Here is a 24,289-nt window from a genome sequence, read left to right as displayed (position 1 = left end):
TTTCGTGGGCAAAACGCCAAAAACACCCGAACAAAAAAAGTACGAGCAGTTAGAAAAGCAATATGAAACGAAACGGCCCCTACTGAAAAATGTCATAAAAGCATTCTTTGTGGGAGGCTTCATCTGTTTAATCGGACAGGCGGTAACGTATATGTACATTTATTATTTCAACTTCACTGAGCAGACTGCAGGGAACCCTACAGTTGCAACGATGGTCTTTTTCGCCATGCTCCTGACCGGCTTCGGGGTATATGACCACATTGGCCAATTTGGGGGGGCAGGAAGTGCCGTCCCTGTGACAGGCTTCGGGAACGCCGTGATTTCTGCCGCCATTGAGCATAGAACAGAAGGCCTCGTCCTCGGTGTTGGAGGAAATATTTTTAAACTGGCAGGCTCTGTCATTGTCTTCGGGGTGTTCTCTGCCTTTGTCGTGGCTTTAATCAAGACCATCTTAATCCAGTTGGGGGTGATCTGATGCTGCAAGGTACACGATCGTGGGTTTTTTCTGCCAATCCAGCCATCCTTTCAACCGGTGTCGTTGGTGGGCCTTTTGAGAAAAAAGGAAACCTCACAGCAGACTTTGATCAATTTTACGATGATGTATGGATGGGGCAGGAGACCTACGAGAAAGCCAACCGCACCCTCATTGAGGACGCCGTTCAGATCGCACTCGAAAAACAATCTCTGCAAAAAAGCGATATCCAATTTTTTCTGACCGGTGACCTGATCAATCAAATCACGCCTTCAAGCTTTGCGGCAAGAACCAATGGAATTCCTTATTTCGGCTTGTTCGGGGCGTGCTCGACATCAATGGAGGGTCTCGCACTTTCGGCCTTTTTAGTGAATTACCATGGAGCCCGTCATGTAGTAACAGGAGCATCCAGTCACAACTCGGCCACCGAGAAACAATTCCGCTACCCTACTGAATACGGTGGGCAGAAACCCCCTACTGCCCAATGGACGGTCACGGGTGCCGGCTATGCTGTGATCGGAGAAGGGACATCCGTCACCATGCCTACTCCGAGAGTGACATCGGCAACGATCGGGAAGGTGGTGGATATGGGGTTGAAGGACCCATTTAATATGGGTGGAGCCATGGCCCCGGCGGCTGTAGATACGATTGTTGGTCATTTTCAGGACCTGGGAAGAGACCCCTCATACTATGATTTGATTATTACAGGGGATCTTGCCTCAATTGGAAGACAGACTGCCGTTGAAATGTTGAAACAAAAAGGCTTCACAATCCCTGATGGGCTATTTCAAGATTGCGGCATGCTGATTTACGGTAAAAACCAGCCGGTTCAATCAGGAGCGAGTGGGCCGGGATGTTCAGCCACCGTCCTTTACGGTCATTTATTGAATGAAATGAAAAAAGGAACGTATAAACGCATTTTAGTCATAGCGACCGGAGCGTTGTTATCACCCCTGACATTTCAACAAGGCGAGTCGATTCCTTGTATCGCTCATGCGGTGTCGATTGAATTTATGTAGTTCTGAAAGGAGGAAACCAAGTGTTAGCGATGTTTTTTTGGGCCTTTACAATAGGTGGAATCATTTGTGTGATCGGTCAATTATTGTTTGATGTGGCGAAACTGACCCCGGCGCACACATTAAGTCTGCTGGTAGTCTCGGGAGCCATCCTTTCAGGCTTCGGATTATACGAGCCTCTTATCGATTTTGCCGGTGCGGGAGCGACCATCCCCATTACGAGCTTTGGGAACGCACTTGTTAATGGGGCGATGCAGGAAGCCGGGGAACATGGATTGGTTGGTGTTCTTACCGGTATGTTCGAAGTCACAAGTTCAGGGATCTCATCTGCCATTATCTTCGGCTTTATTGGTGCGCTCCTGTTCAAACCTAAGGGATGATAGAGGTGAACACAGATGCCTGAATACCTACAGGTGGCACTAAGAAGTATATTTATCCTGCTCTCCCTTTTTGCCATCACCAAATTATTAGGGAAGAAACAGCTGTCGAAATTATCCTTTTTCGAATATATCACCGGGATTACAGTTGGGAGCATTGCAGGAACTCTTTCAATGGATCTTAATCTTCCCTTGAGTGAAGGGCTGATGAGTATCTTATTATGGTTTGCATTTCCCCTCCTGTTTTCTTTCCTATCCTTGAAGAGTATTCGCTTTAGAAGGTTTGCTGAAGGAAAACCCACGGTCTTCATCAAGGATGGGAATATTGATGAAAAAGCCTTGAAGAAAGAGAAGTATTCCGTAGATGAAATGCTTGAACAATTACGGAAAAAGGATGTGTTCCGCGTTGCCGATGTGGAATTCGCATCCCTTGACACAAACGGCGATTTAAGTGTTTTACTTAAGAAAGAAAAGCAGCCCCTTGTCCGAGAAGATGTATTTGACATATCACAAAAATCCACTCCACCTCAAGCCGTCATCACAGACGGGAAAATAGATCAAAAAGCCTTGTCAGAAGTAGGTTTTCCTTTGGCCTGGTTGGTCCGGGAGCTGGCTAAGAGAAAACTCACGGTGGAATCCGTCTTTCTCGCACAATTGGATTCTGAAGGCAACTTGACCTTCGACCTGTACAATTGGACAAACACACAATAAAATATCCAAAAGCCCATACGTTCTACTCTCTTTATACATATGTTATAAGAGATTAAAGGTAAAAGAGAGGTGATATATATGTATGGATATGGTTACGGTGGCTGTGGATATGGTGGCGGCTGTGGATATGGCGGCGGTTATGGCTCAACGTTTGTATTGATCGTTGTGCTTTTCATTCTCTTGATTATCGTCGGAGCAAGCTTCTGTTAGAAAGGGGTACAAAAGGCAGAATCCTCATTGGAGAGATTTTGTCTTTTTGTTTTGCCAGAATGACTTTATGCTACGTCAATTATTTTTATTTTCAATTCACGCTCCTGGGTTTTTTACATATGATGCTTATAGTTAAAAGGAGGCGTGATGGAAATGAATAATAACTTTTTTAAGAATTTAGAGAAGAAGACAGGCGTTAACATGAACGAAGTGTTAGAGCTTGCGAACTCTTTACAAAATGCTAACTTCAAAGATGAAGCTACGGTTAGAAGCGTCATCAAACGTGTATCTAAAATTGCCAATAAACCTGTAAACAAGGAAATGGAAGATAAAATTGTCCAATCAATCGTGAACGATGGAAAGCAATTGGACTTCGGAACAATCTCCAACATGTTAAACAAGGGGAAAAAATAATAGAAGGTATCAAATTGAAGGAGAATGGACATAAAACAACGTGAAGTCACGTATTTTATGTTAATTCTTCTTTCTTTTTATAGAAGTTTCTATAGACAGGAAGGTAAGCATGAGTACGTTTTTAAAAATCTGAAATGGGGTAAATAAAACCAAGGAGGTCATAAAAATGGGATATATTGCGCCGATTCCTCATTATCAATACCAACAATATCAGGAAAGAGAAATCAAGGTTGATAAACATCACTTCAGCTTTTTCCCCGTACAACCGATTAAACCACTGAAAAATAAATCACAAGCTCATCCGGAAGGAGAAAGCGATCATGTTCCTCATTCCAATCAAGCAAAGGCTCCATACGAGAAACTAAGTAAATCATCCATCCCTTCCACTTTATTAGCGGAGCTCACAGGAAAAGGAACACACTTTAACGAATATGTGTAGTGAACCGATTCTTTGGAGGTATTGAATTGAAACTACAGAAATTTACTGAACAGTGTTTTGCATTCACGGGGGCAGTAACAATTGGTTATTGTGTGAAAGAAGGAAAGGGGCTTTTAATCGACACCGGACTGGATGACTCGGCCATGAAGAAGGTGAAGAGGATATTGGTGGAAGAGGGACTTCCCCTTGATTACTGCGTAATCACCCATGCCCACGCAGATCATTTTGGCGGTGCCCATTATCTTAAGAGCAAGCATGATATTCCACTGTTTGCGCTGAAGTTGGAAAAAGCCATCATTGAGAATTCCGTATTAGAACCCATCTATTTGTTCAATGGGGCAGTTCCCATAAATGAATTACGGAATAAATTTCTTGAAGGACAGGCAGTGGAGGTGGATGGAGAACTATTCACAGGAGAAAACACCATTGGTCCGTTCACCTTTGACGTCATTGATTTACCTGGACATTCCCATAGTCAGGCAGGTCTCCTGATTGATGATATCTTATATGCCGCAGACAGTTATTTTGGCAGTGAGACGTTGAAGAAACATGTGATCCCCTTTATTGTAGATGCAGACCAAACACTTGAATCATTGGAAAAACTCCTCCACATTTCATGTAAAGGAGCGATCCCGGGTCATGGCCGATTCGAAGAAAACTTCACTGGAACAGTGAAGGAAAATATCGAACTTCATGAAGAAAGAATGAAATCCCTTTTAGCTGTGGTAAATACAAGTCCGAACGGAAAGACAATCGATCACATCATGAGGGAATACTTGGACCTACATACGATCACCGTCTCGAATGTGGGGCAGTGGCTGCTATTTAGAACATCGGTCACAGCATACCTCACGAGTCTTGAACGCAAGAAACTCCTGTCCTTTTTCATTCAAAACAATGAACTGATCATTAAACCATGTTAATACCCTTGAACCAACAAGGTTTTTCCATCTTCCCATTCTGCGTAAAGCACATCCTTGGAGGAGTGGAAGCCTTGTTTTTTTATTTCATTGAGTAACCAACTATCTTCTTGTCCGGCAAGAGTTAAGTTATCATAGACAATTTCACCATCTACTATTAAGGCAAGAGGGAGGGTGGCTGCCTTGATTGGGAGTTGAAGATCCTGTCGTTGTACCATATCATATAATGGCTTTCGAATGACGCTCAACGTTCCGTCTGATTCAAGAAGAGCATATTCGCACTCTCTTACAGAGAAAACATCCTTTGCCCGAAGTAAATGCTGAAGCTGATTCAAATCTAGGTGGTTTTTTTTGAGTTCATCATAATTTATTTGTCCTTTATTGATGATTAACGAAGGGGTTCCCTCAAGCATATGTCGGAACCGCCTTGATTTTTGGGTGAAATATTCAGTAATGAAGATCAGGCTTCCCCAAATCGAAATGGCGGCGAGAATTTGGAAGACGGTTGTTTTCCCGTCATAAAGGGAGTTTCCCACGAGCTCACCAAGAATCAAAGCAGAAATGAAATCGAAAGCTGATATTTGTGTGATTTGTGTTTTTCCGAGGATTTTTGTCAAAATGAGTAGAGCAAAATATCCAACGATCAATTCAATGGCAATGGACTTGATTTCCATGATGTTCCCCCTTTCCATACCTTTCACCATTATCGCCGGGATGGTTCATGAATATACGAAGGGATAAACAAAAAAAGAACAGAGGACCCAGGCTTGAAACTGGATCCTCTGTTCTATTCAGATGTTTTTTTTCATTGTTTTATGAGGAATGCCGGCATCCAGGAATTCATCGGAAGTAACCTGATAACCTAATCCTTCGTAAAAAGGAATGGCATATGTTTGGGCATTCAATTTTAATTGTGATAAGGGCTGCCTCTTTGCATATTCTTCAATGGCGAGCATCAATTTACGCCCGGCACCTTTCCCCCTGAGGGATTTAAGGACACAGATCCTTTCTACCTTTCCAATTCCACCCAGAATGCGAAACCGCCCGGCCCCTACCGCCATTTTCTCATCATAGAGAACGAAATGGGTGGAGTCGTTTTCATACTCATCGATTTCTTCTTCCAGGGGAACCTTTTGTTCCTCTACAAAAACTGTCTTTCGTATATGGAATACCTCTTTGATCTGATCTTCTGACTGGGCAACTTCGACTTTCACCGATTATTGTTCCTTCCCTAAACGGAATGTTTCGAACACGGTCCAGGATCCATTCTCTAGCTGATAAAGTAAGTGGAAGCGGTCGATTGTTTCCTCATGATCGATGCCAAGCATGCTCAATGATCCGAAAATATCCGAATGTTCATCATTCGAAAGCTTCTGGGCAATCGTGATGTGAGGAACGAAAGCGAATTCAGGTTCGTCACCCATGAAGTTTTGATGATGCATGTCATCGTGCAACCCTTGTAGTTCAGGCTTTGACTCGACCTTGAAATAGATCACATTGTTTACAGGTTGAAAGGAACTAACTTTGTACACCTTTAAATTGAATGGATCGTATTTCTTTGAAATCACGGAAAGTTTTCCTGCGATATCTTTAATTTGGTCATCGTCTGCACTAAAGACATTTTTTAATGTCAAATGTGGTGGAACCAATGCATAATGAGGATCATAGCGTTTCCTATAAGAGTTCGCGATATCTTGTAGCTTTTTCGATGGGAAAATGACTATACCATAATTCATTTTCTTCAATCCTCCTCTATTTAACTATTATTGTCATATGTATAGTATAGCAAATTTTTCAAAAATTTAATATAGGGCGAACGAAAGAGCAATGGGGTGATTACAGAAGCTCGACGGCTGTTCTAAAGAGACAAGGGAGTCCCCCTTGCCTTTTTGGTCAGCTAAAACATTAATTTTAATGCACGTTTTATATCAGGCTGCCAATGCTTCCATGTGTGATCCCCGTCGAATTCCTCGTAAAAGGAACTGAATCCTTTTTGATCGAATGTTTCATGAAGCTGTCGGTTTGGTTTCAAGAAGTCCTTTACTTTACCATCTGTCGTTTTCACTTCGTTTTCCCCGGTTCCGATGATATGGTAAATGCTTAACAGATGGGGCTGAGTGAATTCTTCAACGGCATCAAGGACTTTTTCGTTGACGAAAGGAGATTGAAGGAGAACCTTACCGAATGTGTTCGGATATTTCAATGCCGTCATCAATGACACGGTTGCTCCCAATGAATCTCCGATAAGGGCGCGTCCCATCCCCATATGATAGGTCGGATAATGCTCATCTAAATAGGGGACCAATTCATGTGCCAGAAAGCGGATATACGCATCGTTTTCCTCGCCGTGGGGATGATACTTCCGTCTGCGATCCTCTACGTCCTTATATGGGACCCCCACTATGATCATATTTTCGATTTCCCTGTTTGAAAGCAGTTCATCCGCGTGTCGGGGTATCCTTCCAAGCTGGAAGTAATCTTTGCCATCCTGGGCAATGAGCAGGGTGTATTTATAAAGGGGGGAGTAGGTTGCCGGTAAGTAAACAAGCATCTTTATCTCTTCGTTTAATTCTTTGCTAAAGAGGTTTAATTCGGTTACAGTTCCTCTTGCAGTAGTCATGACGATAGCCTCCTATGATCAGTGTTAACGTTTACAGAAAGATTGTACCATAATCTCTTTCATAATTCCCAAAAGCGGATTGCAATACGAAAATTCAAAAGAGTGTTATAATTTTTATAGAATCAGGGCTGTTTAGAAAGGGGAATAACAATGAATAAACCTGTTCATTCAAGAGATGTTACCAAAGCTGCACTACAAAGATTGAAAGATCGTGGAGTGACCATTGAAGATATAGCTGAAATCGTCTTTGAAATGCAGTATCCATATAATCATGAGCTTACTATGGACGATTGTATCGATAGTGTGAAAAAAGTTTTATTAAAACGGGAGATCCAGCATGCCATCCTGGTCGGGGTTGAATTGGATCAGCTTGCTGAAGAGAAGAAGCTTTCAGAACCTCTTCAATCGATCGTGGAAACGGATGAGGGTTTGTTTGGAGTCGATGAAACCATCGCACTGGGGGCAGCACTTGGATATGGAAGCATAGCCGTGACCACTTTTGGTCATCTTGACAAAAATAAGATCGGCATCATCCGTGAACTGGACACAAAAAACGGAAAGGGAGTCCATACCTTTTTAGATGATATTGTAGCAAGCATCGCTGCAAATGCATCTTCAAGGATTGCCCATAGCCTGAGGGACCGGGAAGAGAATATTTCCGAAGAAGATAAGTTGAAGTTCGAGGACGAGGAATTAATCGGCTGATGAACCTGATATATAACAGCGGGGGACTGAAGAAAGAGATTCATCTTCAGTCCTTTTTGTGTGGACAAATATACACAGCAGGTGAAATGAACGAAAATTCTTGTAACCGCTTTATACATTTCCTATACATTGGAGGGTTCAGGATAAAGGTAACCGTATGAAATGGGAATTGCATAAAAGGGTTTTTTATGAAAAATGTTAAAAGTTTATGTATTTGATTTGACAAGATTATTACAGATTGTGTTACAATTATTTCGTTAACGTATAAAATTTAATAGGGGGAATTAGAATATGAAAAAACGCAGTTTATTTCTAAGCACTGCACTACTTCTAGTTCTATCTGTCGTTCTTGCTGCATGTGGCGGCGGTTCAGGTGGAGGTTCATCATCTGATGGTGAAGGTAACAAAGAGGTTGACTTCATTGGAATTGCTACAGGTGGAACAGGGGGTACATATTACCCGTTAGGCGGAACATTCGCTAAGATTATTGAAGATGAAACCGGAATCAAGTCTTCCGCATCCACTTCAGGTGCATCTGCTGAGAATATGGCCGCTGTGAAAGACGGCAAAACTGAAATCGCTTTTACGCAAACGGATATTGCATCATATGCGTCTGAAGGAACAGAAATGTTCAAAGACAACAAAGTAGAAAATGCAAGAGGGATTGCGACTCTTTATCCGGAAACAATCCAGATCGTTACAACCAAGGATTCAGGTATCAAATCAGTTGAAGATCTTAAAGGAAAAGTGGTTTCTGTTGGTGAAGCCGGTTCTGGTACATTATTGAACGCCACTCAAATCCTTGAGGTTCATGGCATCAAACTGGATGATTTAGAAGCTCGTAATCTATCATTTGATGATTCAACGACAGGAATCCAGGATGGTACCATCGATGCCGCATTCATCACATCCGGTACTCCGACTGGAGCGGTTGAAGGTTTGGCTGCAACGGAAGACATCGCGATCGTACCTGTTGAGTCAGGAAAAGTGAGCGAGCTGATCGAGAAGTATCCTTACTACTCAGAAGATGAAATCCCGGCTGGAACATACAGTAAAGTGGATGAGGCAGTGACGACTGTTGCCGTTCGTGCCATGCTTGTGACGAACGCTGACATTTCTGAAGATGTCATCTACGATGTAACAAAGGCCATTTTTGAAAATACGGATAAAATCACCCACGCCAAAGGGAAGCTGATCAAAGCTGAAGATGGACTTAAAGGTATGGGAATCGAATTACATCCTGGTGCAAAGAAATACTTTGATGAAAAAGGAATTTCAATGGAATAGTTTCACACCAGAAGATGGACGAAGGGATAGGCCGCTTAATACGGTCTATTCTTTTGTTTTGGTTAAGCTAATTCCAAGCCTTTACCAAAACGGACAAATAGTGGAATGGTGGGGGATTCTTGATGAAGAAATTTTCATTCATGGGTGCGATTCTCCTTATTCTTTGTGTCGGAATCATCCTTTTTATGCCCTTACAAACTTTTTTAGTGATAGAACCGAGAAGTTCAACGGGGGACCCGGTCCTATTCAGACTTCCCGTCGATCATTCTTTTTCGGTACGCTATACTCACTCTATTCATCTATCAGAAGTAGAGGAATTTTACCATCAAACATCTTCCAATCAAATTCAACAAACCCAATTACTTTATGAAGATACTGCCATTGGGATGCCTGCCAATGCAGAGGGAAATGAAACCTTTGAAGTGACAAAGGAAGGCAAATATTTAATTTCTAATATGGATAAAGTGTTTCCATACATTGATATCCGGATTGGACAGGTTGTCGCCAATCACCGCCTTGTGATGGACGGCAAGGAATATCCTTTAGCCGACTATTTTGATAAAGGTTCCGTCGTTCGGGTTCAATTAAAGGAACAATCACTTTATGATCAGTGGAAAGGAGTGACTGTAGTTGGAAAAAGATAAAGAATTCGAATCATTGACTGCAGAACAACAACAAGAGTTACTTGAGAAATATGATCCCGAATCATCTATAAGAAAATTCCATCATGGGGCTTTCAAATGGATCATATTCTTCGGTTTATTAGCATTTTCATTATTTCAATTAGTAGCATCCATCTTTCAATTCATCCCTAGGCAATTATTATTATCCATTCATTTAGGGTTCGCCCTTTCTTTAGTATTTCTCTTATTCCCTGCCCGGAAGAAGAATCTGAAGAAGGATAAGATCGCCTGGTATGACGTCGTTCTTTCGGTCATCTCAATTGGGATCGGTGCTTATTGGCCGATCATGCAGGATGACATCGTCAGCCGTGTGGGCTTGATGACCTCACTGGATTTCTACGTCGGGTTCGCTGCTATGATCCTTGTACTTGAAGCAACGCGCCGTGCAGTGGGATTACCGATTACGATCATTGCGTCTGCCTTCATCCTGTATATGTATTATGGGAGATTGATGCCTGGGTTCCTCGCACATAGAGGATATGACTGGGACGATATCGTTAAGACGATGTTCTTTACAAGTGAAGGGATACTGGGCACGCCGCTATATGTGTCAGCCACCTTCATCTTCCTATTCCTGTTGTTCGGTGCATTTCTGGTGAAAACCGGCGTCGGACAATATTTTAATGATTTGGCTGTATCGATAGCCGGCAAGCGTGTCGGTGGTCCAGCTAAGGTTGCGATTTTCTCCAGTGCCCTTCAAGGGACGATCAGTGGAAGCTCGGTGGCAAACGTCGTGACCTCGGGTTCCTTTACCATCCCAATGATGAAGAAGCTTGGGTACCGTAAAGAGTTTGCCGGTGGGGTAGAGGCCGCTGCGTCGACAGGTGGTCAGCTGATGCCGCCGATCATGGGAGCAGCCGCTTTCCTGATGGTCGAGTTCATCGGAGGGATATCTTATTGGGATATTGCGAAAGCTGCCTCCATTCCTGCCATCCTTTATTTTACCGGGATTTGGATCATGACTCACTTTGAAGCGAAGCGTATCGGTCTTCGTGGATTAACTGATGAAGAAATGCCCAACCGTAAAGAGGTATTCAAAAAGATTTATTTACTGCTTCCCATTCTGACGGTCATCATCCTGTTGGTAAGCGGGATGAGCGTCATGCGTGCTGCGCTATGGTCGATTGTTGCCACCATCGCGATCAGTGCGATTCGAAAGGATACAAGGATCGGTTTCAAGGATGCTGTGGATGCCCTTGTTGACGGTGCCAGAACTGCCTTGTCTGTAGCGGTGGCGACAGCAGCCGCCGGTATGATCGTCGGTGTTGTAACGAAAACGGGGTTAGGGTTGACCCTTGCAAATGGACTGGTGGACCTGGCTGCAGATCTGACCAATACAACAGAAGGCAAGCTGATCCTTACATTAATATTTACAATGATAGCGTCGATTGTACTCGGCATGGGCTCTCCGACGACGGCGAACTACGTCATTACATCCACAATCGCTGCCCCTGCGATTATCTTATTAGGGGCACCGGAGCTTGCGGCTCACTTATTCGTGTTTTATTTCGGGATCATTGCTGATATCACGCCTCCAGTGGCACTCGCTGCATTTGCCGCGGCCGGGGTATCGGGAGGAGAACCGATAAGGACAGGGGTCAATTCCGCTAAATTGGCCATCGCCGCCTTTATCATACCTTATATGTTCGTCCTGTCACCTGAACTATTAATGATCGATACAACCATTCCAAGATTACTTTGGGTCGTCTTTACGGCCGTAACAGGGATGATGGCGATCGGGGCAGGTATGATTGGGTATTGGTACCGACGAGTATTCGTCATAGAACGTCTCCTCTGCGTAGCAGCGGGATTATTACTGATTTATCCTGAGGGGATGTCGGACATTATCGGTCTCGTTTTATTCGGTATCATGCTTGCTCTTCAATTCTTTATTAAGAGAGAAGATAAAACACCAACAAGAGCAACGGCGTAACACAATAAGAGGCTTTTATCCCGTTTATGGGTTAAAAGCCTCTTATTTAGTGTAATCCGGTCTTGATAGAGTCCGACCAGAATGAAAAAGGATAGGAGAAGCAGCTAAAATGTCATGAATCCTGAAGTTGCGAATATCCTTCCTGAAATAGCAATAGGCCAGGATATATTCCTTTTGGACTTTTTTTACGAGTATTCTCCTTTTTGAACACTCCAGCTCCGAATTCATGTATATGATCTCAATGGGACATCGATCCACCAACGATCTCTCTATTATCCTTATCATAAGCAATCCCCTCTCAAGTGAGTGTATTGCTATTATATGCGAACGGATGTTCTTTTATGCGTGACATCTAGAATAAATGCTTTTCATTAGAAAAAAGCGTTGACAATTTCCTTAAACTTATTATAATAGAATATGTACCTTACATCGAGACTTGTTAGCTCAGTGGGAGAGCACTTCCTTGACAGGGAAGGGGTCGTGGGTTCGAATCCCTCACAGGTCATACATAGAAAAAAGCGTGCATCTCCTGAGATGCACGCTTTTTTTGCATTTTGTTAATAGAATTGAAAAAGGACTCTGCTGAATGCGGGTAAGAGTCCTTGTCAAAAACATATCAATAATAAATGATCGTATTTAGTTCACTTCTAATTCTTCTTCAAAATAAAATGTGCCTGGATGTTCCTTTACGATATAAGAATACCTCTTCATGTTCTTAACGTATTGCCATTTTAATATTGTCACTGTTTCTCCAGTTTCCTTGATCGTAACCATAGAGCCATTACTGAACCGATTTTTTGTTGATTTCATTGGGCACTCCCTTTCATATTTACTCATTATATCACAGTTTACCCTCCATTTTAGTGTCACATGAGTGATAAACATCATAAAACGATCACGTTCCATCGAAAGGACCAGAAGAATGAAAAAAGGAAACGCATTCATTTAAATATGTGTAATGCACCTTTTTCCAAGAACGGTTTCAAGGAGATCAAGTAAAATTATGTCAGAGGTCTGACTTTAAAAACTTCACCTTCAAGAACTTGCTTATTTGTTTCATTACTGTTATTCTATAGAAGAATTATTTTTGTCCGGTATACGAGGGAAGAACAAGATTTGGTTTTCACCTGATATCGCAAGAATAGTAATACAATGTGTGTAATGCACTTTAGGAGGCAACAAACATGGAAAATGGTAAAGTAAAATGGTTTAACGCAGAAAAAGGTTTCGGATTCATCGAAGTAGAAGGCGGAGACGACGTATTCGTACACTTCTCAGCGATCCAAGGTGAAGGTTTCAAATCACTTGACGAAGGTCAAGAAGTATCTTTCGACGTTGAACAAGGTGCTCGTGGACCACAAGCAGCTAACGTACGTAAAGCATAATCTAACTTTACAAACTCCAAAAACAGACTCATTCGTGAGTCTGTTTTTTTTATGGATTGTGCTGGCATTTAAACTATAACATCTGTTCGTGATAAATTGACGGAATTTTTAAAACTTTATTTCTTTTTCCTGCATCGAACGCTAGAATAAAACTATAAGCTTCAGAATGGGGGAATCAGAATGCTGATGAAAGATTCACTTGCCGTCATCACAGGGGGAGCATCCGGACTGGGGGAAGCGACGGCACGCAAAATCATGGAAGAAGGGGGAAAGGTTTATATCCTTGACCTCAATGGAGAGAGAAGCTCCGCTTTTAAAAAAGAGTACGGGGACTCCATGGGTTATGTTGAAACAGATGTAACGAGTGAAGAAAGTGTCAAAGAAGCCCTGGAAAGAGCGCTTGAAGCTTTCGGGGGAATCAATACAGTTGTGAATTGTGCAGGGATTGCACCGCCTGGAAAAGTGGTGGGAAGAAAAGGCATCCATGCCCTTGATCAATTTTCCAAAGTGATTGAAGTGAATTTGATTGGTACCTTCAATGTCATTCGCATGGCTGCAGAAAAGATGATGCAAAACATAGCGAATGAGCATGGAGAAAAAGGTGTGATCGTGAATACTGCGTCTGTTGCCGCATTTGACGGTCAAATCGGTCAGGCGGCCTATAGTGCATCCAAAGGAGGAGTGGTCGGAATGACTCTCCCGATTGCCAGGGAACTTGCGGGCGAGGGCATCAGGGTTATGACAATTGCACCTGGATTATTTCATACCCCTATGTTTGAAACCCTTCCGGAAGAGGCAAGGCAATCCCTTGGAAATATGGTTCCTTTCCCTAAACGTCTTGGTTACCCATCTGAATATGCTCATTTGGTCAAAAGTATACTTGAAAACCCGATGTTGAATGGAGAAACGATTCGACTGGACGGTGCCATCAGGATGCAGCCTAAATAACATAGTGGGTATTGAACTGAATGCGGATTCATTCATTTTTAAATGAAAGCGCTATCCTTTATCCACCATTATGAAATGAGGGAGAGACGTATGAAACATCCATATTTAACCGAAGATCACAGTATCTTTCGTCTGGCTCTGCGGAAATTTCTACAAAAGGAAGCTTATCCTTTCTATGAGGAGTGGGAGCATAACCGGATGGTTCCGAGATCATTTTGGGAGAAGATGGGGAAGCAGGGCTTCCTCTGCCCGGATATTGAAGAGGAATACGGGGGGAGCGGAGTCGATTGGGGCTTTTCGGTCATCATCAATGAAGAATTGGAAAGAGTGGGTTCCGGGTTGATCGGAATAAGTCTTCATAATGATATCGTAGTTCCCTATATTTCGGAATATGGGACAGATGAACAGAAAAAGAAGTGGCTCCCTTTGTGTGCGAGCGGAAAGATGATCACGGCCATTGCCATGACAGAGCCTGGCACAGGTTCTGATTTAGCTGCAATCAAAACAACAGCGCTCCCGGATGGAGATCATTATATTGTGAATGGACAAAAAACCTTTATTACCAATGGTATACATGGTGATTTAGTGATTGTCGCCGTTAAAACGGATCCCCATTGTAACCCTCCCCATAAAGGTGTCAGCCTGCTGGCGATTGAAAGGGATACTCCAGGGTTTTCCAGGGGACGTAAGCTGGATAAAATCGGATTGCATTGTCAGGATACAGCCGAACTCATCTTTGAAGATTGCAGGGTACCTAATGAAAATCTGATCGGGGAGGAAGGCAAGGGCTTTCGATATTTGATGAATAAACTGCAACAGGAAAGGCTTATCGTAGCGATTGCAGCCCAAACGGCTTCAGAGGAAATGTTTTCCCTTACGAGGGACTATGTGAAGAGCCGTCAAGCCTTCGGAAGGACCGTGAGTCAATTTCAGAATACCCAATTCAAGATGGCAGAAATGGCGACTGATATCGAAATGGGAAGAGCTTTTTTGGATGGGTTGATAGCCGAGCATATGCATGGAGTGGATGTGGTGACAAAGGTATCCATGGCCAAGTATAAGCTGACAGAAATGGCTCGTCAAATTGCCACAGATTGTATGCAGCTTCACGGTGGATATGGCTATATGGAAGAATACCCGATTGCCAGGCGATATCGGGATATACCGGTTGCAAGCATTTATGCCGGCACGAATGAAATCATGAAAGTGATCATTGCGAAGAATCTTGGGTTATAGAAAGGGAGAGTGGAATGAGAGAAGTTGTCATTGTTGAAGGGATCCGTTCTGCGGTTGGAAGGAGAAAAGGATCGTTAATGGGGATGAGACCTGACGATCTGGCTGGAGAGATACTTAAAGGATTGGTGGAGAAGTCGGGGGTGAATCCGGGTTGCATCGATGATATCATTCTGGGATGTGTGACTCAGTCTGGAGAACAGGCAGGGGATATTGCCAGGGTGGCTGCGCTTATAGCGGGTTTTCCGATTGAAGTGCCCGGCACAACCATTGACCGCCAGTGTGGATCCAGTCAGCAGGCCGTTCATTTTGCCTCACAAGCCATCCTTTCGGGGGATATGGATGTCGTCATTGCAGGCGGGGTGGAAAACATGACAAGAACGCCGATCGGATCTAATTATCAAGGGGCGGATTTCAGTGAAAAGTTAAGGGGAAAACATGAAATCATTCACCAGGGGTTATCAGCCGAGCGAATTGCTGAAAAATATGGTTTTACCCGAGAAGAATTAGACCGGTTCGCATATAATAGTCATCAAAAAGCTCTAAATGCCCAGGAAGCTGGACACTTTGATCGTGAAATCTTTGGTGTGACAGTCGAAGGGGAAGACGGAAATCCGTTCTTATTCACGAAAGATGAAGGGCCAAGAAAAGAAACGTCACTCCAAGTGTTGGGAACATTAAAACCTGCGTTCAAAGAAGGTGGCGTCATTCATGCGGGGAACGCCAGTCAAATCAGTGATGGTGCTGCAGCCCTGCTTCTCATGTCGAAAGAAAAATCCGAGGAATTAGGTTTGAAAGCCCGTTTTAAGGTTCATACACGCGTAGTGGTGGGATCTGATCCAACCCTGATGTTGACGGGACCGATTCCAGCAACGAGAAAAGCCCTTGAAAAAGCAGGGCTGATCGCCTCAGATATTGACATATTTGAAGTGAATGAAGCATTTGCTCCCGTGGCACTTGCATGGTTGAAAGAGATAAACGCGGATCCTTCCAGGTTAAATCCGAATGGAGGGGCAATTGCCCTCGGGCATCCATTAGGGGCAAGCGGAGCGAGAATCATGGTGAGCATGATGCATGAGCTTGAACGCACTGGGGGTAGATACGGGCTTCAAACCATGTGTGAAGGACACGGCATGGCCAATGCCACAATCATTGAAAGACTGGATGCATAATAAATAGAGGGACGGACCTTTAAAGGTCCGTCCCTCTATTTATTATACTTTTTTAATGGATATGGCATCACGTATTTTTTGCAGGGATGTTTTGGAGAGATCTTTTCTTTTTTTCATGATGTTCACATAGAGGGCGTCGACAATGCTCAGCTGACTGATTCTTGACGCAAGGGCTTCACCGCGGTATTCAGTTTCCTGTGAGACTGTGAATAATGGAATATCGATTCTGCTGCTTAAGGGAGACTTGGCGAAATGAGTGATGCCGATGGTAGTGACATGATTTTTCTTCGCAACCTCCAGCACTTCCAATAGATCTTTATTTGCCCCTGAGTGTGAGATGAACACAATAACGTCTTCTTCCGTCAGTTGAGAAGCGGAAATCAGCTGCATATGAGAGTCATTATAAGCGTTAGTGGTCATCCCCGTCCTGAGGAACTTATGATGGGCATCCATGGCAATAAAGCCTGACCCTCCGGTACCATAAAATTCGATCCTCCTCGCACAGAGCATCGCCTGGACGGCTTGCCGGAATGTTTCTTCTTTCATGATGCGCAATGAGTCTTCGAGGCTTCTCATATTAGATCGGAACACTTTCTGGGCGATGACCCCTTCAGAATCCTCTTCCTTTATGGTTTCATGGATATCCTTGATCGGTGTCACAAGATCGGAAGCGAGTGAAATTTTCATCGCCTGGTAGCCTTTGAAGCCTAATCGCTTGCAGAAGCGGAAAACGGTGGCATCTGCGATTCCGAGATCTTCTGCCACGCCACTGATGGTTGAATGGATAATTTTTTCAGGATTAGCAATAATAAAATCAGCAATCATCTTTTCTTTTTCACTGAATTGTGAGTAATGGGACCGGATTCGTGGAAAACAATGTTGAGCCTGTTCATCCATAGTGGTAGAATACCTCCTGTAAGACATCTGTGAAAATAATTTTAACCTATTTTTCGAAATAAAAAAATATTATTTCATAAAAAACCACCACGGAAATTTATTTCGTATTATAATAATAACGGAGAAGTCATCTATTTACTCGTACCTGAAAGGAATGATCGTAATGACAAAACAACAAATAGGAGTCGTCGGCGTTGGAGTGATGGGAAAAAGCCTCGCCTTAAACTTTGAAAGCAGGGGCTATTCAGTTTCTATATACGATGTGTCTGATGAAAAGGTAAAAGAAGTACTGGACGAACATCAAGGCAAGAAATTGGTAGGAACACATGATGTAAGTGAATTTGTTCAATCGTTGGAAGTGCCGCGTAAAATTCTCATCATGGTACCTGCGGGGAATATTACGGATAAAGCGATTGATTCATTGCTCCCTCATCTAGATAAAGGAGATATCCTCATCGACGGTGGGAACACATACTTTGAAGATACCATCCGCCGCAATAAGGCGCTGGATGAAAAGGGAATCAACTTCATTGGAGCAGGAGTTTCCGGTGGAGAAGAAGGTGCATTATACGGCCCTGCAATTATGCCAAGCGGACAGAAAGAAGCGTATGATTTAGTCGAACCTTTTCTGACAGCCATCGCTGCCAAGGTAAAAGGGGATGCATGCAGTACATATATCGGCCCGGACGGATCCGGCCATTACGTGAAAATGGTTCATAACGGAATAGAATACAGTGATATGCAACTCATTTGTGAAGCGTATTATCTAATGAAGAATGTGCTGGGGTTAAGTGCAACGGAACTTCATGAAATTTTCAAAGAATGGAACGCCGGGGAACTAGACAGCTATCTGATTGAAATTACAGCCGATATTTTCACAAAGGTGGATGAAGAAACAGGCAAGCCCCTTGTCGATGTCATTTTAGATACTGCCGGTCAAAAAGGGACAGGAAAATGGACGAGCATCAGTTCCCTTGAATTAGGAGTGCCGTTATCCATCATCACTGAATCTGTATTTGCCCGCTTCATTTCAGCCATGAAGGAAGAACGTGTGAAGGCGAGCAAGATCCTGAGAGGACCTAAAAATAAAGAGTTTACAGGTAATAAACAGGAGTTCATCGAAATGATCCGCAAGGCCTTGTACTTGAGCAAGATTTGTTCTTATGCACAAGGATTCGCACAGCTTCAATCAGCGTCGGATGAGTACGGTTGGGATCTTAAACCGGGTGAAATTTCCATGATCTTCAGAGGTGGCTGCATCATTCGTGCCGGCTTCCTTGGAGAAATCAAGAATGCCTATGATCGTGATCCGGGATTGACGAATCTGCTCCTTGATCCATATTTTAAAGAGATTGTAGAAAATTATCAGGATGAAGCAAGGGAAGTAGTGGCAACAGCCATCAAGTTGGGCGTTCCTGTACCGGGTCTCGCCAGTGCGTTAGCCTATTATGACAGCTATCGTTCTGAATCACTGCCTGCGAATCTGCTGCAAGCACAACGGGACTATTTCGGAGCCCATACGTATCAGCGTATTGACAAAGAAGGTACTTTCCATACAGATTGGTTATCAAAATAATAAGATCGGCCCTGTGGAAATCCACAGGGCCGTTTTTTAATCGTCTTTGGTATCGTGTTTTTTCTTTTCATCGCGCTGGTCTTTTTTTAGTTCGTCGATAGGGATGGGGTCGACATTTTGTTCACTTTCATGCTGATCAAGGATGCTTTCCTGATCTTGTTCGGCGTTTTCCGGATTTTGATTTGTTCTTTTGGTCATGATGTTCATCCTCCTTTAAATATCGGTTCTTATACCATACCCCCGGGACAGGGAGAAAAACCTCACAACGATAATAGAAAAAAAGAAAGCCGCTCAATGAAGGCGGCTTTCTGACATGCATTAGATTTTTACATCAATTTTTGCATTTTTCTTTAAGTCTTCAACATGTTGAACAAGTTTCTCTTGTTTCTTCTGCTGTTCCAACTGTGTCTTGATCTGTGGTTTTACATCTTCGAACTTCGGTGCATCCTTTGCTTGATCCTGACCTTGTTGACTGGCATACTGATCATAAAACTTCTTCATTTCATCTTCTGTCACTTCGTCGACTTTGATTTCTTTTTCAACGTAGTTTGTGTACTTGATATTCTCAGCAATTTGAGTTTTCAGCTCATCCATGGTAAATCCGGCTTTCTTCATGGCTTCTTCGAATTGCTTTTCATCTTTGTATTGCTTTTTCACTTCTTCGAGCTGCTTATTGATTTCATCATCCGTCGCTTTATAGCCTTTTTCCTCGGCCTGTTGCATAAGAAGCGTTTGACCGACTATGCTATCGATGGTTTGATCTTTGATTTTCTTGGCAGCATCTTTACTTGTCGGGTCCTGCCCCATTTGTTGATACTGCATCTGTGATTGAGTCAACACATTGTTGAAATCTTCACCTTTGATTTTTTCGTCGTTTACGATGGCTACGACCTTATCTTTTTCAACTTTTTGTTTATCCATTTTCTTTTGCATTTCTTCCATCTTTTTCGCTTGCTCTTCTTGAGCCTTTTTGTCAGAAGCTTCTGTTTTTGGTTTATCGTCAGCTTTTTGGCTCTCCTCATTCGAACCGCAAGCGGCTAGTCCAATTGTTAATAATCCTACTAGTAAAGTCGTTAATAGTTTCTTCATAATAGACTCCTTTCAGAACTAAGGTGTGATTTCCAAAAAAAATCACTTAATGGGCATTGTAAATCAAAAATGCGTAAAAAGAAAGTGTTTAGGTCAAAAAGTATTGATTGTAATCTGGATGAAACAGAGTTGAAAGGCGGTTTCTAGTTGATTACACTGATAAAGATAGTGAATGTAATTCTTATTAGGATGATAAAGTAGGGAGATTATTACATTCATACGATCGAAAAAAAAGAGGTTGTCTAAATCGGAGCCATTCTCCATTTAAACAACCTATCAAAAATATTGGGGACCAAAGAATACTGTCAAACAACCTTCTATTTGAATTATAGAGATGGAGTCCACTTCACTCAACCTACATGTGTGAAGGTGTGGATGGAATACGATCGATTTGGGTAATCTATTCTATACTGACCTTCCCTTTTCAGTAAAAATAATAATTATAAGCATATTCCAGGAATTTTTTTGATAAATAAAACTTAATAGATTTACTTGTAAATCCGTTTTGAATCATATATCATAGTTAAGGACACAACATTTGGTGTCTATTTTTATTTTGTTAACTATATATTGATTATAACCTGTGAATAAGGTGTCTGATGAGACTTAAAAGGGAATCCGGTGAGAATCCGGAGCTGTCCCCGCAACTGTATGTGCTGACGAAATAAGGAACTGCCACTGTCGTATCGATGGGAAGGCCTTAGAGTAGGGTGAAGCGCGAGTCAGGAGACCTGCCTTATTTAACACGTGTTATCTTCTTCGGGAATTGGGAGGATAAAGCGAGGATTACAATAGGCATTGGTCTATTTATATCTCCGTATTTTTTAAAGCCCGTCCTTCTTGAAGGATGGGCTTTTTTTGACTCCTTCCCACTCTAAGAAACGGGAGGAATGACTCATGACATTCACAGTGGTAAAGCAAAAAGAAGTAGAAGGGATTCTTAACAGTCTTAGCACACAGTTTCCCAATCTGGATTTCGCAGAATTTGACAAGAAGATTACCATGTATGCCAATCAGCAGGAAGCACTGACTACAGAACAGCTCCATCGTTTCATGATCCTGACAGCGATCGAACGGATCACAGCACTCGAACCGGGTTGGACCTATGTGGCTGCATCCTTGTACATCAAAGATTTATACCAGGGAATTTCCTTATCGAGGGGGAAATCAGAAGAGAATCTATCAGGCTCATTTTATCAGATGCTTAAAGATTTAACTGCAGCCGATTTGTATTCCCCGGCAATACTAGATTCATATAGCAAGGAAGAAGTGGAATACTTAGGATCGTTGTTGGATTCTACCAGAGATCGTCTCTTTACTTACATAGGGATCGTGACATTGGCAGAGAGGTATTTGACAAAGTCCCATAACGGGAAAGTGCTGGAACTGCCCCAAGAGCGATTTATGATCATAAGTATGACCTTATGCATGAATGAGGAGAAAGAAAAACGAATCTCACTAATTGAAGAAGCGTATTGGGCCCTCTCCAATTTGTATATGACCGTGGCAACCCCTACATTTGCAAATGCAGGAAAAAGCCATGGCCAGTTGTCCAGCTGTTTCATTGATACAGTGGAAGATGATTTAAGAAGCATTTATGACAGTAATACAGACGTTTCTACACTGAGTAAAAATGGAGGGGGATTAGGGATATATTTAGGTAAGGTCCGGAGCAGGGGTAGTGACATCAAAGGCTTTAAAGGGGTGAGTTCAGGTGTCATTCCGTGGATGAAGCAACTGAATAATACGGCTGTCTCAGTCGATCAATTAGGGCAGCGTCAGGGTGCGATTGCCGTATATTTAGATGTATGGCACAAAGATATCTTTCCATTTCTCGATACACGGTTGAATAATGGGGACGAAAGACAGCGGACCCATGACCTTTTCACGGGTGTCTCTATACCGGACTTATTTATGGAACAGGTGGAGGAGCGGAAAGATTGGTATTTATTCGATCCACATGAAGTGAAAACAATCATGGGCTATTCACTGGAAGATTTCTATGATGAAACAAAAGGCGATGGAACATTTCGGCAAAAGTACTGGGAGTGTGTAGCTCATCCGATCCTCTCCAGGGAAGTGGTGCCGGCGATTGACATTTTTAAGCGGATCATGATCTCCCAGCTTGAAACGGGGACACCTTATATGTTTTACCGTGATAGCGTAAATCGCCTGAATGCAAACTCACATAAAGGAATGATCTATTGCAGTAACCTATGTACGGAAATTGCTCAGAATATGAGTGCGACTGTTATGGAAGAAGAAGTGATCCGGGATGGAAAGATCGTCACGTATAAGTCTCCGGGAGACTATGTCGTTTGTAACCTCGCCTCCATCTCCTTAGCCAAGACGATGATGGATGATGAACTGAAGAGAGTCGTCGCCATAGGAGTAAGATTGCTTGATAATGTGATTGATATAAATAATCTTCCCGTCCTTCAGGCACAAATAACCAATCAGCGATACAGGGGGATAGGATTAGGAACATTCGGCTGGCATCATCTCCTTGCCTTGAAAGGTTTGAAGTGGGAAAGCAGACAGGCAGTTGACTATTGTGATTCCCTTTATGAAGAGATCGCTTATTACACGATAAAAGCAAGTCATGAACTGGCAAAGGAAAAAGGGGCTTATTCTTATTTCAATGGTTCGGACTGGTCCACGGGAGAGTATTTTACCAAGAGGGGATATTCAGGTGAAAGATGGGACCAATTAAAGGAAGATGTTTCTGATAAAGGGTTGCGAAACGGATACCTGATGGCGGTTGCGCCGAATTCCTCAACCTCGATCATAGCGGGGTCCTCAGCGAGCATCGATCCGATTTTCAGGCTCCAGTATTCTGAAGAAAAGAAGGATTATAAGATTCCGGTGACCGCTCCCGATCTGTCCCCGGAAACGACCTGGTACTACAAGACCGCCTATCATGTGGATCAACATTGGAGTGTGAAACAGAACGAAATGAGACAAAGGCATATCGATCAAGGGATTTCATTTAATCTGTATGTACGTAATGACATCAAAGCTAAAGAATTATTGGATCTTCACCTTGATGCTTGGAAGTCAGGATTGAAAACCACATATTATGTAAGGTCTACGTCCGTATCCAATTTTGAAGAATGTGAAAGCTGTCATAGCTAGCAGGGGGAGGAAGAGGTAAAGATGAATGAATTGAAACAGCGGGTCCTGATCGATTCACAGGCCCCAAATAAGTCGACAGGCATCATAAACGGAGCAAGCTCCAATATATTAAACTGGGATGATGTTCGATATCCCTGGGCATATCCCAAATATAAGAGGATGTTGGGGAATTTCTGGACTCCTTTTGAGATCAATATGGCCAAGGATATCAAGCAGTTCCCTACGTTATCACAAAGAGAGCGGGAATCTTTTTTGAAAATCATTGGGTTGCTTGCCTTACTAGACAGCGTTCAGACCGATTATGCCGGAAAAGTGGCAGATTATCTGACAGATTCCAGCCTGAATGCATTGATGATCATACTGGCACAACAGGAGGTCGTGCATAACCATTCCTACAGCTATGTGTTGTCAAGCATCGTATCTAAAAGCGAGCAGGATGAAGTGTTTGAATTCTGGAAAACCGAACCGATCTTGATTAAAAGAAATGAATTCATTACGAATGGATACAAAGGCTTTGTAGAATCGCCAACTATTGAGAATCTATTAAAGTCAATCATCTATGATGTCATCCTGGAAGGATTGTTCTTTTACTCAGGTTTTGCTTTTTTCTATCATTTGGCCAGAAACCAAAAGATGGTCGCAACCAGCACCATGATCAATTATATCAATCGTGACGAACAGCTCCATGTCGGTTTGTTTGAGAAGATATTTAAAGAAGTTTTGAATGAAAATCCCTCTTATCAGACAGAAGAACTGCGTACCTTTGGGAGAGAAACTTTTAAACAAGCGGCACACCTTGAAATAGAATGGGGGAGGGAAATCATCGGCTCCCATGTGGAGGGGCTTTTGATGAGCGACCTCGAGGACTATATAAAATTCATGGCCAATAAGAGGGCGAAGCAATTAGGGTTTGATGAGCCGTTTGAAGGATACAGAACAAATCCGCTAAAATGGATCATCGCCTATCAGGAAGTCGATAGGGGAAAGACCGACTTCTTTGAACAACGTTCAAGGCAATATACCAAAACATCGGATTCGAATGGATTTGATGAGCTGTGAAGAAGCCA

The 24,289-nt window shown here is 42.8% G+C and carries 27 protein-coding genes, 1 tRNA gene and 1 riboswitch; of the genes, 20 read left to right on the top strand and 8 right to left on the bottom strand.

The genetic code is table 11. From position 1 onward, the window contains the following. Nucleotides 1–4 precede the first annotated feature (4 nt). The 8 genes from spoVAC to AM506_RS01800 all read left to right on the top strand — a co-directional run bounded on the left by spoVAC (nucleotide 5) and on the right by AM506_RS01800 (nucleotide 4,562). Nucleotides 5–475, top strand: coding sequence for a stage V sporulation protein AC (spoVAC, locus tag AM506_RS01830; protein ID WP_060670211.1), 471 nt, complete (start codon nucleotides 5–7; stop codon nucleotides 473–475). Further along, nucleotides 475–1,491: a stage V sporulation protein AD gene (gene spoVAD, locus AM506_RS01825; RefSeq protein ID WP_060670210.1), complete on the top strand. Its 1,017-nt coding sequence runs from the start codon at nucleotides 475–477 to the stop codon at nucleotides 1,489–1,491. Before spoVAC ends, spoVAD begins: the two co-directional genes overlap by 1 nt. Nucleotides 1,492–1,511: 20 nt before the next feature. Further along, nucleotides 1,512–1,868 (top strand): stage V sporulation protein AE, encoded by a 357-nt coding sequence (gene spoVAE, locus AM506_RS01820; protein WP_034763503.1) that lies wholly within the window; start codon nucleotides 1,512–1,514, stop codon nucleotides 1,866–1,868. Nucleotides 1,869–1,883: 15 nt separating this feature from the next. Beyond that, complete coding sequence (locus tag AM506_RS01815) at nucleotides 1,884–2,576, top strand: DUF421 domain-containing protein (RefSeq protein WP_060670207.1); 693 nt, start codon at nucleotides 1,884–1,886, stop codon at nucleotides 2,574–2,576. A gap of 78 nt (nucleotides 2,577–2,654) precedes the next feature. Next, nucleotides 2,655–2,786 carry a YjcZ family sporulation protein gene (locus AM506_RS21975; RefSeq protein WP_082386193.1) on the top strand — a complete coding sequence of 44 codons (132 nt, stop codon included), beginning with the start codon at nucleotides 2,655–2,657 and terminating at the stop codon, nucleotides 2,784–2,786. Between the two features lie 153 nt (nucleotides 2,787–2,939). Next, nucleotides 2,940–3,200 carry a stage VI sporulation protein F gene (locus AM506_RS01810; protein WP_034763965.1) on the top strand — a complete coding sequence of 87 codons (261 nt, stop codon included), beginning with the start codon at nucleotides 2,940–2,942 and terminating at the stop codon, nucleotides 3,198–3,200. 166 nt (nucleotides 3,201–3,366) lie between these two features. Continuing rightward, nucleotides 3,367–3,639, top strand: coding sequence for a hypothetical protein (locus tag AM506_RS01805; RefSeq protein ID WP_060670205.1), 273 nt, complete (start codon nucleotides 3,367–3,369; stop codon nucleotides 3,637–3,639). 26 nt (nucleotides 3,640–3,665) lie between these two features. After that, a complete protein-coding gene (locus AM506_RS01800) occupies nucleotides 3,666–4,562 on the top strand; it encodes an MBL fold metallo-hydrolase (protein ID WP_060670203.1) in 897 nt (298 codons plus the stop codon). Here AM506_RS01800 and AM506_RS01795 read toward each other — a convergent pair. The 4 genes from AM506_RS01795 to AM506_RS01780 all read right to left on the bottom strand — a co-directional run bounded on the left by AM506_RS01795 (nucleotide 4,559) and on the right by AM506_RS01780 (nucleotide 7,179). Continuing rightward, nucleotides 4,559–5,233 (bottom strand): DUF421 domain-containing protein, encoded by a 675-nt coding sequence (locus AM506_RS01795; RefSeq protein ID WP_060670201.1) that lies wholly within the window; start codon nucleotides 5,231–5,233, stop codon nucleotides 4,559–4,561. The genes AM506_RS01800 and AM506_RS01795 overlap by 4 nt on opposite strands. Nucleotides 5,234–5,350: 117 nt before the next feature. After that, nucleotides 5,351–5,773: a GNAT family N-acetyltransferase gene (locus AM506_RS01790; protein ID WP_060670199.1), complete on the bottom strand. Its 423-nt coding sequence runs from the start codon at nucleotides 5,771–5,773 to the stop codon at nucleotides 5,351–5,353. 3 nt (nucleotides 5,774–5,776) lie between these two features. Next, entirely contained in the window at nucleotides 5,777–6,295 is a 519-nt protein-coding gene (locus tag AM506_RS01785) for a YjcG family protein (RefSeq protein ID WP_060670197.1), read from the bottom strand. Nucleotides 6,296–6,456: 161 nt separating this feature from the next. Beyond that, on the bottom strand, nucleotides 6,457–7,179 hold the full coding sequence (locus AM506_RS01780; RefSeq protein WP_060670195.1) for an alpha/beta hydrolase: 723 nt from the start codon (nucleotides 7,177–7,179) through the stop codon (nucleotides 6,457–6,459). A 150-nt stretch (nucleotides 7,180–7,329) separates the two neighbouring features. Here AM506_RS01780 and AM506_RS01775 point away from each other — a divergent pair, with 150 nt between their 5' ends. From AM506_RS01775 to AM506_RS01750, 5 genes are all read left to right on the top strand, one after another. Beyond that, nucleotides 7,330–7,884, top strand: coding sequence for a phosphatidylglycerophosphatase A family protein (locus AM506_RS01775; protein WP_060670193.1), 555 nt, complete (start codon nucleotides 7,330–7,332; stop codon nucleotides 7,882–7,884). Between the two features lie 291 nt (nucleotides 7,885–8,175). Next, nucleotides 8,176–9,171 carry a TAXI family TRAP transporter solute-binding subunit gene (locus AM506_RS01770; RefSeq protein WP_060670191.1) on the top strand — a complete coding sequence of 332 codons (996 nt, stop codon included), beginning with the start codon at nucleotides 8,176–8,178 and terminating at the stop codon, nucleotides 9,169–9,171. Nucleotides 9,172–9,293: 122 nt separating this feature from the next. Then, complete coding sequence (locus AM506_RS01765) at nucleotides 9,294–9,815, top strand: DUF1850 domain-containing protein (protein ID WP_060670188.1); 522 nt, start codon at nucleotides 9,294–9,296, stop codon at nucleotides 9,813–9,815. After that, nucleotides 9,802–11,787 carry a TRAP transporter permease gene (locus tag AM506_RS01760; protein ID WP_060670186.1) on the top strand — a complete coding sequence of 662 codons (1,986 nt, stop codon included), beginning with the start codon at nucleotides 9,802–9,804 and terminating at the stop codon, nucleotides 11,785–11,787. Before AM506_RS01765 ends, AM506_RS01760 begins: the two co-directional genes overlap by 14 nt. Before the next feature lie 433 nt (nucleotides 11,788–12,220). After that, nucleotides 12,221–12,292 (top strand) — tRNA-Val (locus AM506_RS01750). 131 nt (nucleotides 12,293–12,423) lie between these two features. On the opposite strand, the gene AM506_RS22935 is transcribed toward AM506_RS01750, so the two are convergent. Beyond that, complete coding sequence (locus AM506_RS22935; RefSeq protein WP_167562135.1) at nucleotides 12,424–12,597, bottom strand: hypothetical protein; 174 nt, start codon at nucleotides 12,595–12,597, stop codon at nucleotides 12,424–12,426. Between the two features lie 374 nt (nucleotides 12,598–12,971). Between AM506_RS22935 and AM506_RS01745 the strand changes: the two genes are divergently transcribed. From AM506_RS01745 to AM506_RS01730, 4 genes are all read left to right on the top strand, one after another. After that, nucleotides 12,972–13,172: a cold-shock protein gene (locus tag AM506_RS01745; RefSeq protein WP_034763533.1), complete on the top strand. Its 201-nt coding sequence runs from the start codon at nucleotides 12,972–12,974 to the stop codon at nucleotides 13,170–13,172. A gap of 180 nt (nucleotides 13,173–13,352) precedes the next feature. After that, entirely contained in the window at nucleotides 13,353–14,120 is a 768-nt protein-coding gene (locus tag AM506_RS01740; RefSeq protein WP_060670184.1) for a 3-hydroxyacyl-CoA dehydrogenase, read from the top strand. Nucleotides 14,121–14,210: 90 nt separating this feature from the next. Then, nucleotides 14,211–15,356: an acyl-CoA dehydrogenase family protein gene (locus AM506_RS01735; protein ID WP_060670182.1), complete on the top strand. Its 1,146-nt coding sequence runs from the start codon at nucleotides 14,211–14,213 to the stop codon at nucleotides 15,354–15,356. Nucleotides 15,357–15,370: 14 nt separating this feature from the next. Then, the gene (locus AM506_RS01730; RefSeq protein WP_060670181.1) at nucleotides 15,371–16,525 is read left to right on the top strand and encodes a thiolase family protein; all 1,155 of its coding nucleotides are present in this window, start codon (nucleotides 15,371–15,373) and stop codon (nucleotides 16,523–16,525) included. Nucleotides 16,526–16,567: 42 nt separating this feature from the next. Here AM506_RS01730 and AM506_RS01725 read toward each other — a convergent pair whose 3' ends face one another. After that, nucleotides 16,568–17,422, bottom strand: coding sequence for a MurR/RpiR family transcriptional regulator (locus AM506_RS01725; RefSeq protein WP_060670180.1), 855 nt, complete (start codon nucleotides 17,420–17,422; stop codon nucleotides 16,568–16,570). A gap of 163 nt (nucleotides 17,423–17,585) precedes the next feature. Here AM506_RS01725 and gndA point away from each other — a divergent pair, with 163 nt between their 5' ends. Next, nucleotides 17,586–18,998, top strand: coding sequence for an NADP-dependent phosphogluconate dehydrogenase (gndA, locus tag AM506_RS01720; protein WP_060670178.1), 1,413 nt, complete (start codon nucleotides 17,586–17,588; stop codon nucleotides 18,996–18,998). 36 nt (nucleotides 18,999–19,034) lie between these two features. Here the strand turns inward: gndA and AM506_RS22930 are convergent, their stop codons facing one another. Together AM506_RS22930 and AM506_RS01715 are read right to left on the bottom strand one after the other, a co-directional pair. Continuing rightward, nucleotides 19,035–19,196: a hypothetical protein gene (locus tag AM506_RS22930; RefSeq protein ID WP_200908406.1), complete on the bottom strand. Its 162-nt coding sequence runs from the start codon at nucleotides 19,194–19,196 to the stop codon at nucleotides 19,035–19,037. Nucleotides 19,197–19,316: 120 nt separating this feature from the next. After that, nucleotides 19,317–20,087: a SurA N-terminal domain-containing protein gene (locus AM506_RS01715; RefSeq protein ID WP_060670177.1), complete on the bottom strand. Its 771-nt coding sequence runs from the start codon at nucleotides 20,085–20,087 to the stop codon at nucleotides 19,317–19,319. 573 nt (nucleotides 20,088–20,660) lie between these two features. Beyond that, nucleotides 20,661–20,840, top strand: a riboswitch (cobalamin riboswitch). 144 nt (nucleotides 20,841–20,984) lie between these two features. Between AM506_RS01715 and AM506_RS01710 the strand changes: the two genes are divergently transcribed. Further along, nucleotides 20,985–23,222 carry a ribonucleoside-diphosphate reductase subunit alpha gene (locus AM506_RS01710; protein ID WP_060670175.1) on the top strand — a complete coding sequence of 746 codons (2,238 nt, stop codon included), beginning with the start codon at nucleotides 20,985–20,987 and terminating at the stop codon, nucleotides 23,220–23,222. 21 nt (nucleotides 23,223–23,243) lie between these two features. Next, nucleotides 23,244–24,281 carry a ribonucleotide-diphosphate reductase subunit beta gene (locus AM506_RS01705; protein WP_060670174.1) on the top strand — a complete coding sequence of 346 codons (1,038 nt, stop codon included), beginning with the start codon at nucleotides 23,244–23,246 and terminating at the stop codon, nucleotides 24,279–24,281. Nucleotides 24,282–24,289 lie beyond the last annotated feature (8 nt).

Origin of the sequence: Rossellomorea vietnamensis, from assembly GCF_001305855.1 — a bacterium.
Taxonomy (GTDB): Bacteria; Bacillota; Bacilli; order Bacillales; family Bacillaceae_B; genus Rossellomorea; species Rossellomorea vietnamensis_A.
Note: the sequence above shows the minus strand (reverse complement) of the source record. Positions and strands in the feature narration are given on the sequence as shown.

Coding starts and splice junctions, on each gene's coding strand:
- AM506_RS01715 (WP_060670177.1), bottom strand. CDS start 20,087: ATGAAGAAACTATTAACGACTTTACTAGTAGGATTATTAACAATTGGA.
- AM506_RS01765 (WP_060670188.1), top strand. CDS start 9,294: ATGAAGAAATTTTCATTCATGGGTGCGATTCTCCTTATTCTTTGTGTC.
- AM506_RS01775 (WP_060670193.1), top strand. CDS start 7,330: ATGAATAAACCTGTTCATTCAAGAGATGTTACCAAAGCTGCACTACAA.
- AM506_RS01710 (WP_060670175.1), top strand. CDS start 20,985: ATGACATTCACAGTGGTAAAGCAAAAAGAAGTAGAAGGGATTCTTAAC.
- spoVAD (WP_060670210.1), top strand. CDS start 475: ATGCTGCAAGGTACACGATCGTGGGTTTTTTCTGCCAATCCAGCCATC.
- AM506_RS01735 (WP_060670182.1), top strand. CDS start 14,211: ATGAAACATCCATATTTAACCGAAGATCACAGTATCTTTCGTCTGGCT.
- AM506_RS22930 (WP_200908406.1), bottom strand. CDS start 19,196: ATGACCAAAAGAACAAATCAAAATCCGGAAAACGCCGAACAAGATCAG.
- AM506_RS01705 (WP_060670174.1), top strand. CDS start 23,244: ATGAATGAATTGAAACAGCGGGTCCTGATCGATTCACAGGCCCCAAAT.
- gndA (WP_060670178.1), top strand. CDS start 17,586: ATGACAAAACAACAAATAGGAGTCGTCGGCGTTGGAGTGATGGGAAAA.
- AM506_RS01780 (WP_060670195.1), bottom strand. CDS start 7,179: ATGACTACTGCAAGAGGAACTGTAACCGAATTAAACCTCTTTAGCAAA.
- AM506_RS01810 (WP_034763965.1), top strand. CDS start 2,940: ATGAATAATAACTTTTTTAAGAATTTAGAGAAGAAGACAGGCGTTAAC.
- AM506_RS01795 (WP_060670201.1), bottom strand. CDS start 5,233: ATGGAAATCAAGTCCATTGCCATTGAATTGATCGTTGGATATTTTGCT.
- AM506_RS01785 (WP_060670197.1), bottom strand. CDS start 6,295: ATGAATTATGGTATAGTCATTTTCCCATCGAAAAAGCTACAAGATATC.
- AM506_RS01740 (WP_060670184.1), top strand. CDS start 13,353: ATGCTGATGAAAGATTCACTTGCCGTCATCACAGGGGGAGCATCCGGA.
- AM506_RS22935 (WP_167562135.1), bottom strand. CDS start 12,597: ATGAAATCAACAAAAAATCGGTTCAGTAATGGCTCTATGGTTACGATC.
- AM506_RS01805 (WP_060670205.1), top strand. CDS start 3,367: ATGGGATATATTGCGCCGATTCCTCATTATCAATACCAACAATATCAG.
- AM506_RS01815 (WP_060670207.1), top strand. CDS start 1,884: ATGCCTGAATACCTACAGGTGGCACTAAGAAGTATATTTATCCTGCTC.
- AM506_RS01745 (WP_034763533.1), top strand. CDS start 12,972: ATGGAAAATGGTAAAGTAAAATGGTTTAACGCAGAAAAAGGTTTCGGA.
- AM506_RS21975 (WP_082386193.1), top strand. CDS start 2,655: ATGTATGGATATGGTTACGGTGGCTGTGGATATGGTGGCGGCTGTGGA.
- AM506_RS01725 (WP_060670180.1), bottom strand. CDS start 17,422: ATGGATGAACAGGCTCAACATTGTTTTCCACGAATCCGGTCCCATTAC.
- AM506_RS01730 (WP_060670181.1), top strand. CDS start 15,371: ATGAGAGAAGTTGTCATTGTTGAAGGGATCCGTTCTGCGGTTGGAAGG.
- AM506_RS01770 (WP_060670191.1), top strand. CDS start 8,176: ATGAAAAAACGCAGTTTATTTCTAAGCACTGCACTACTTCTAGTTCTA.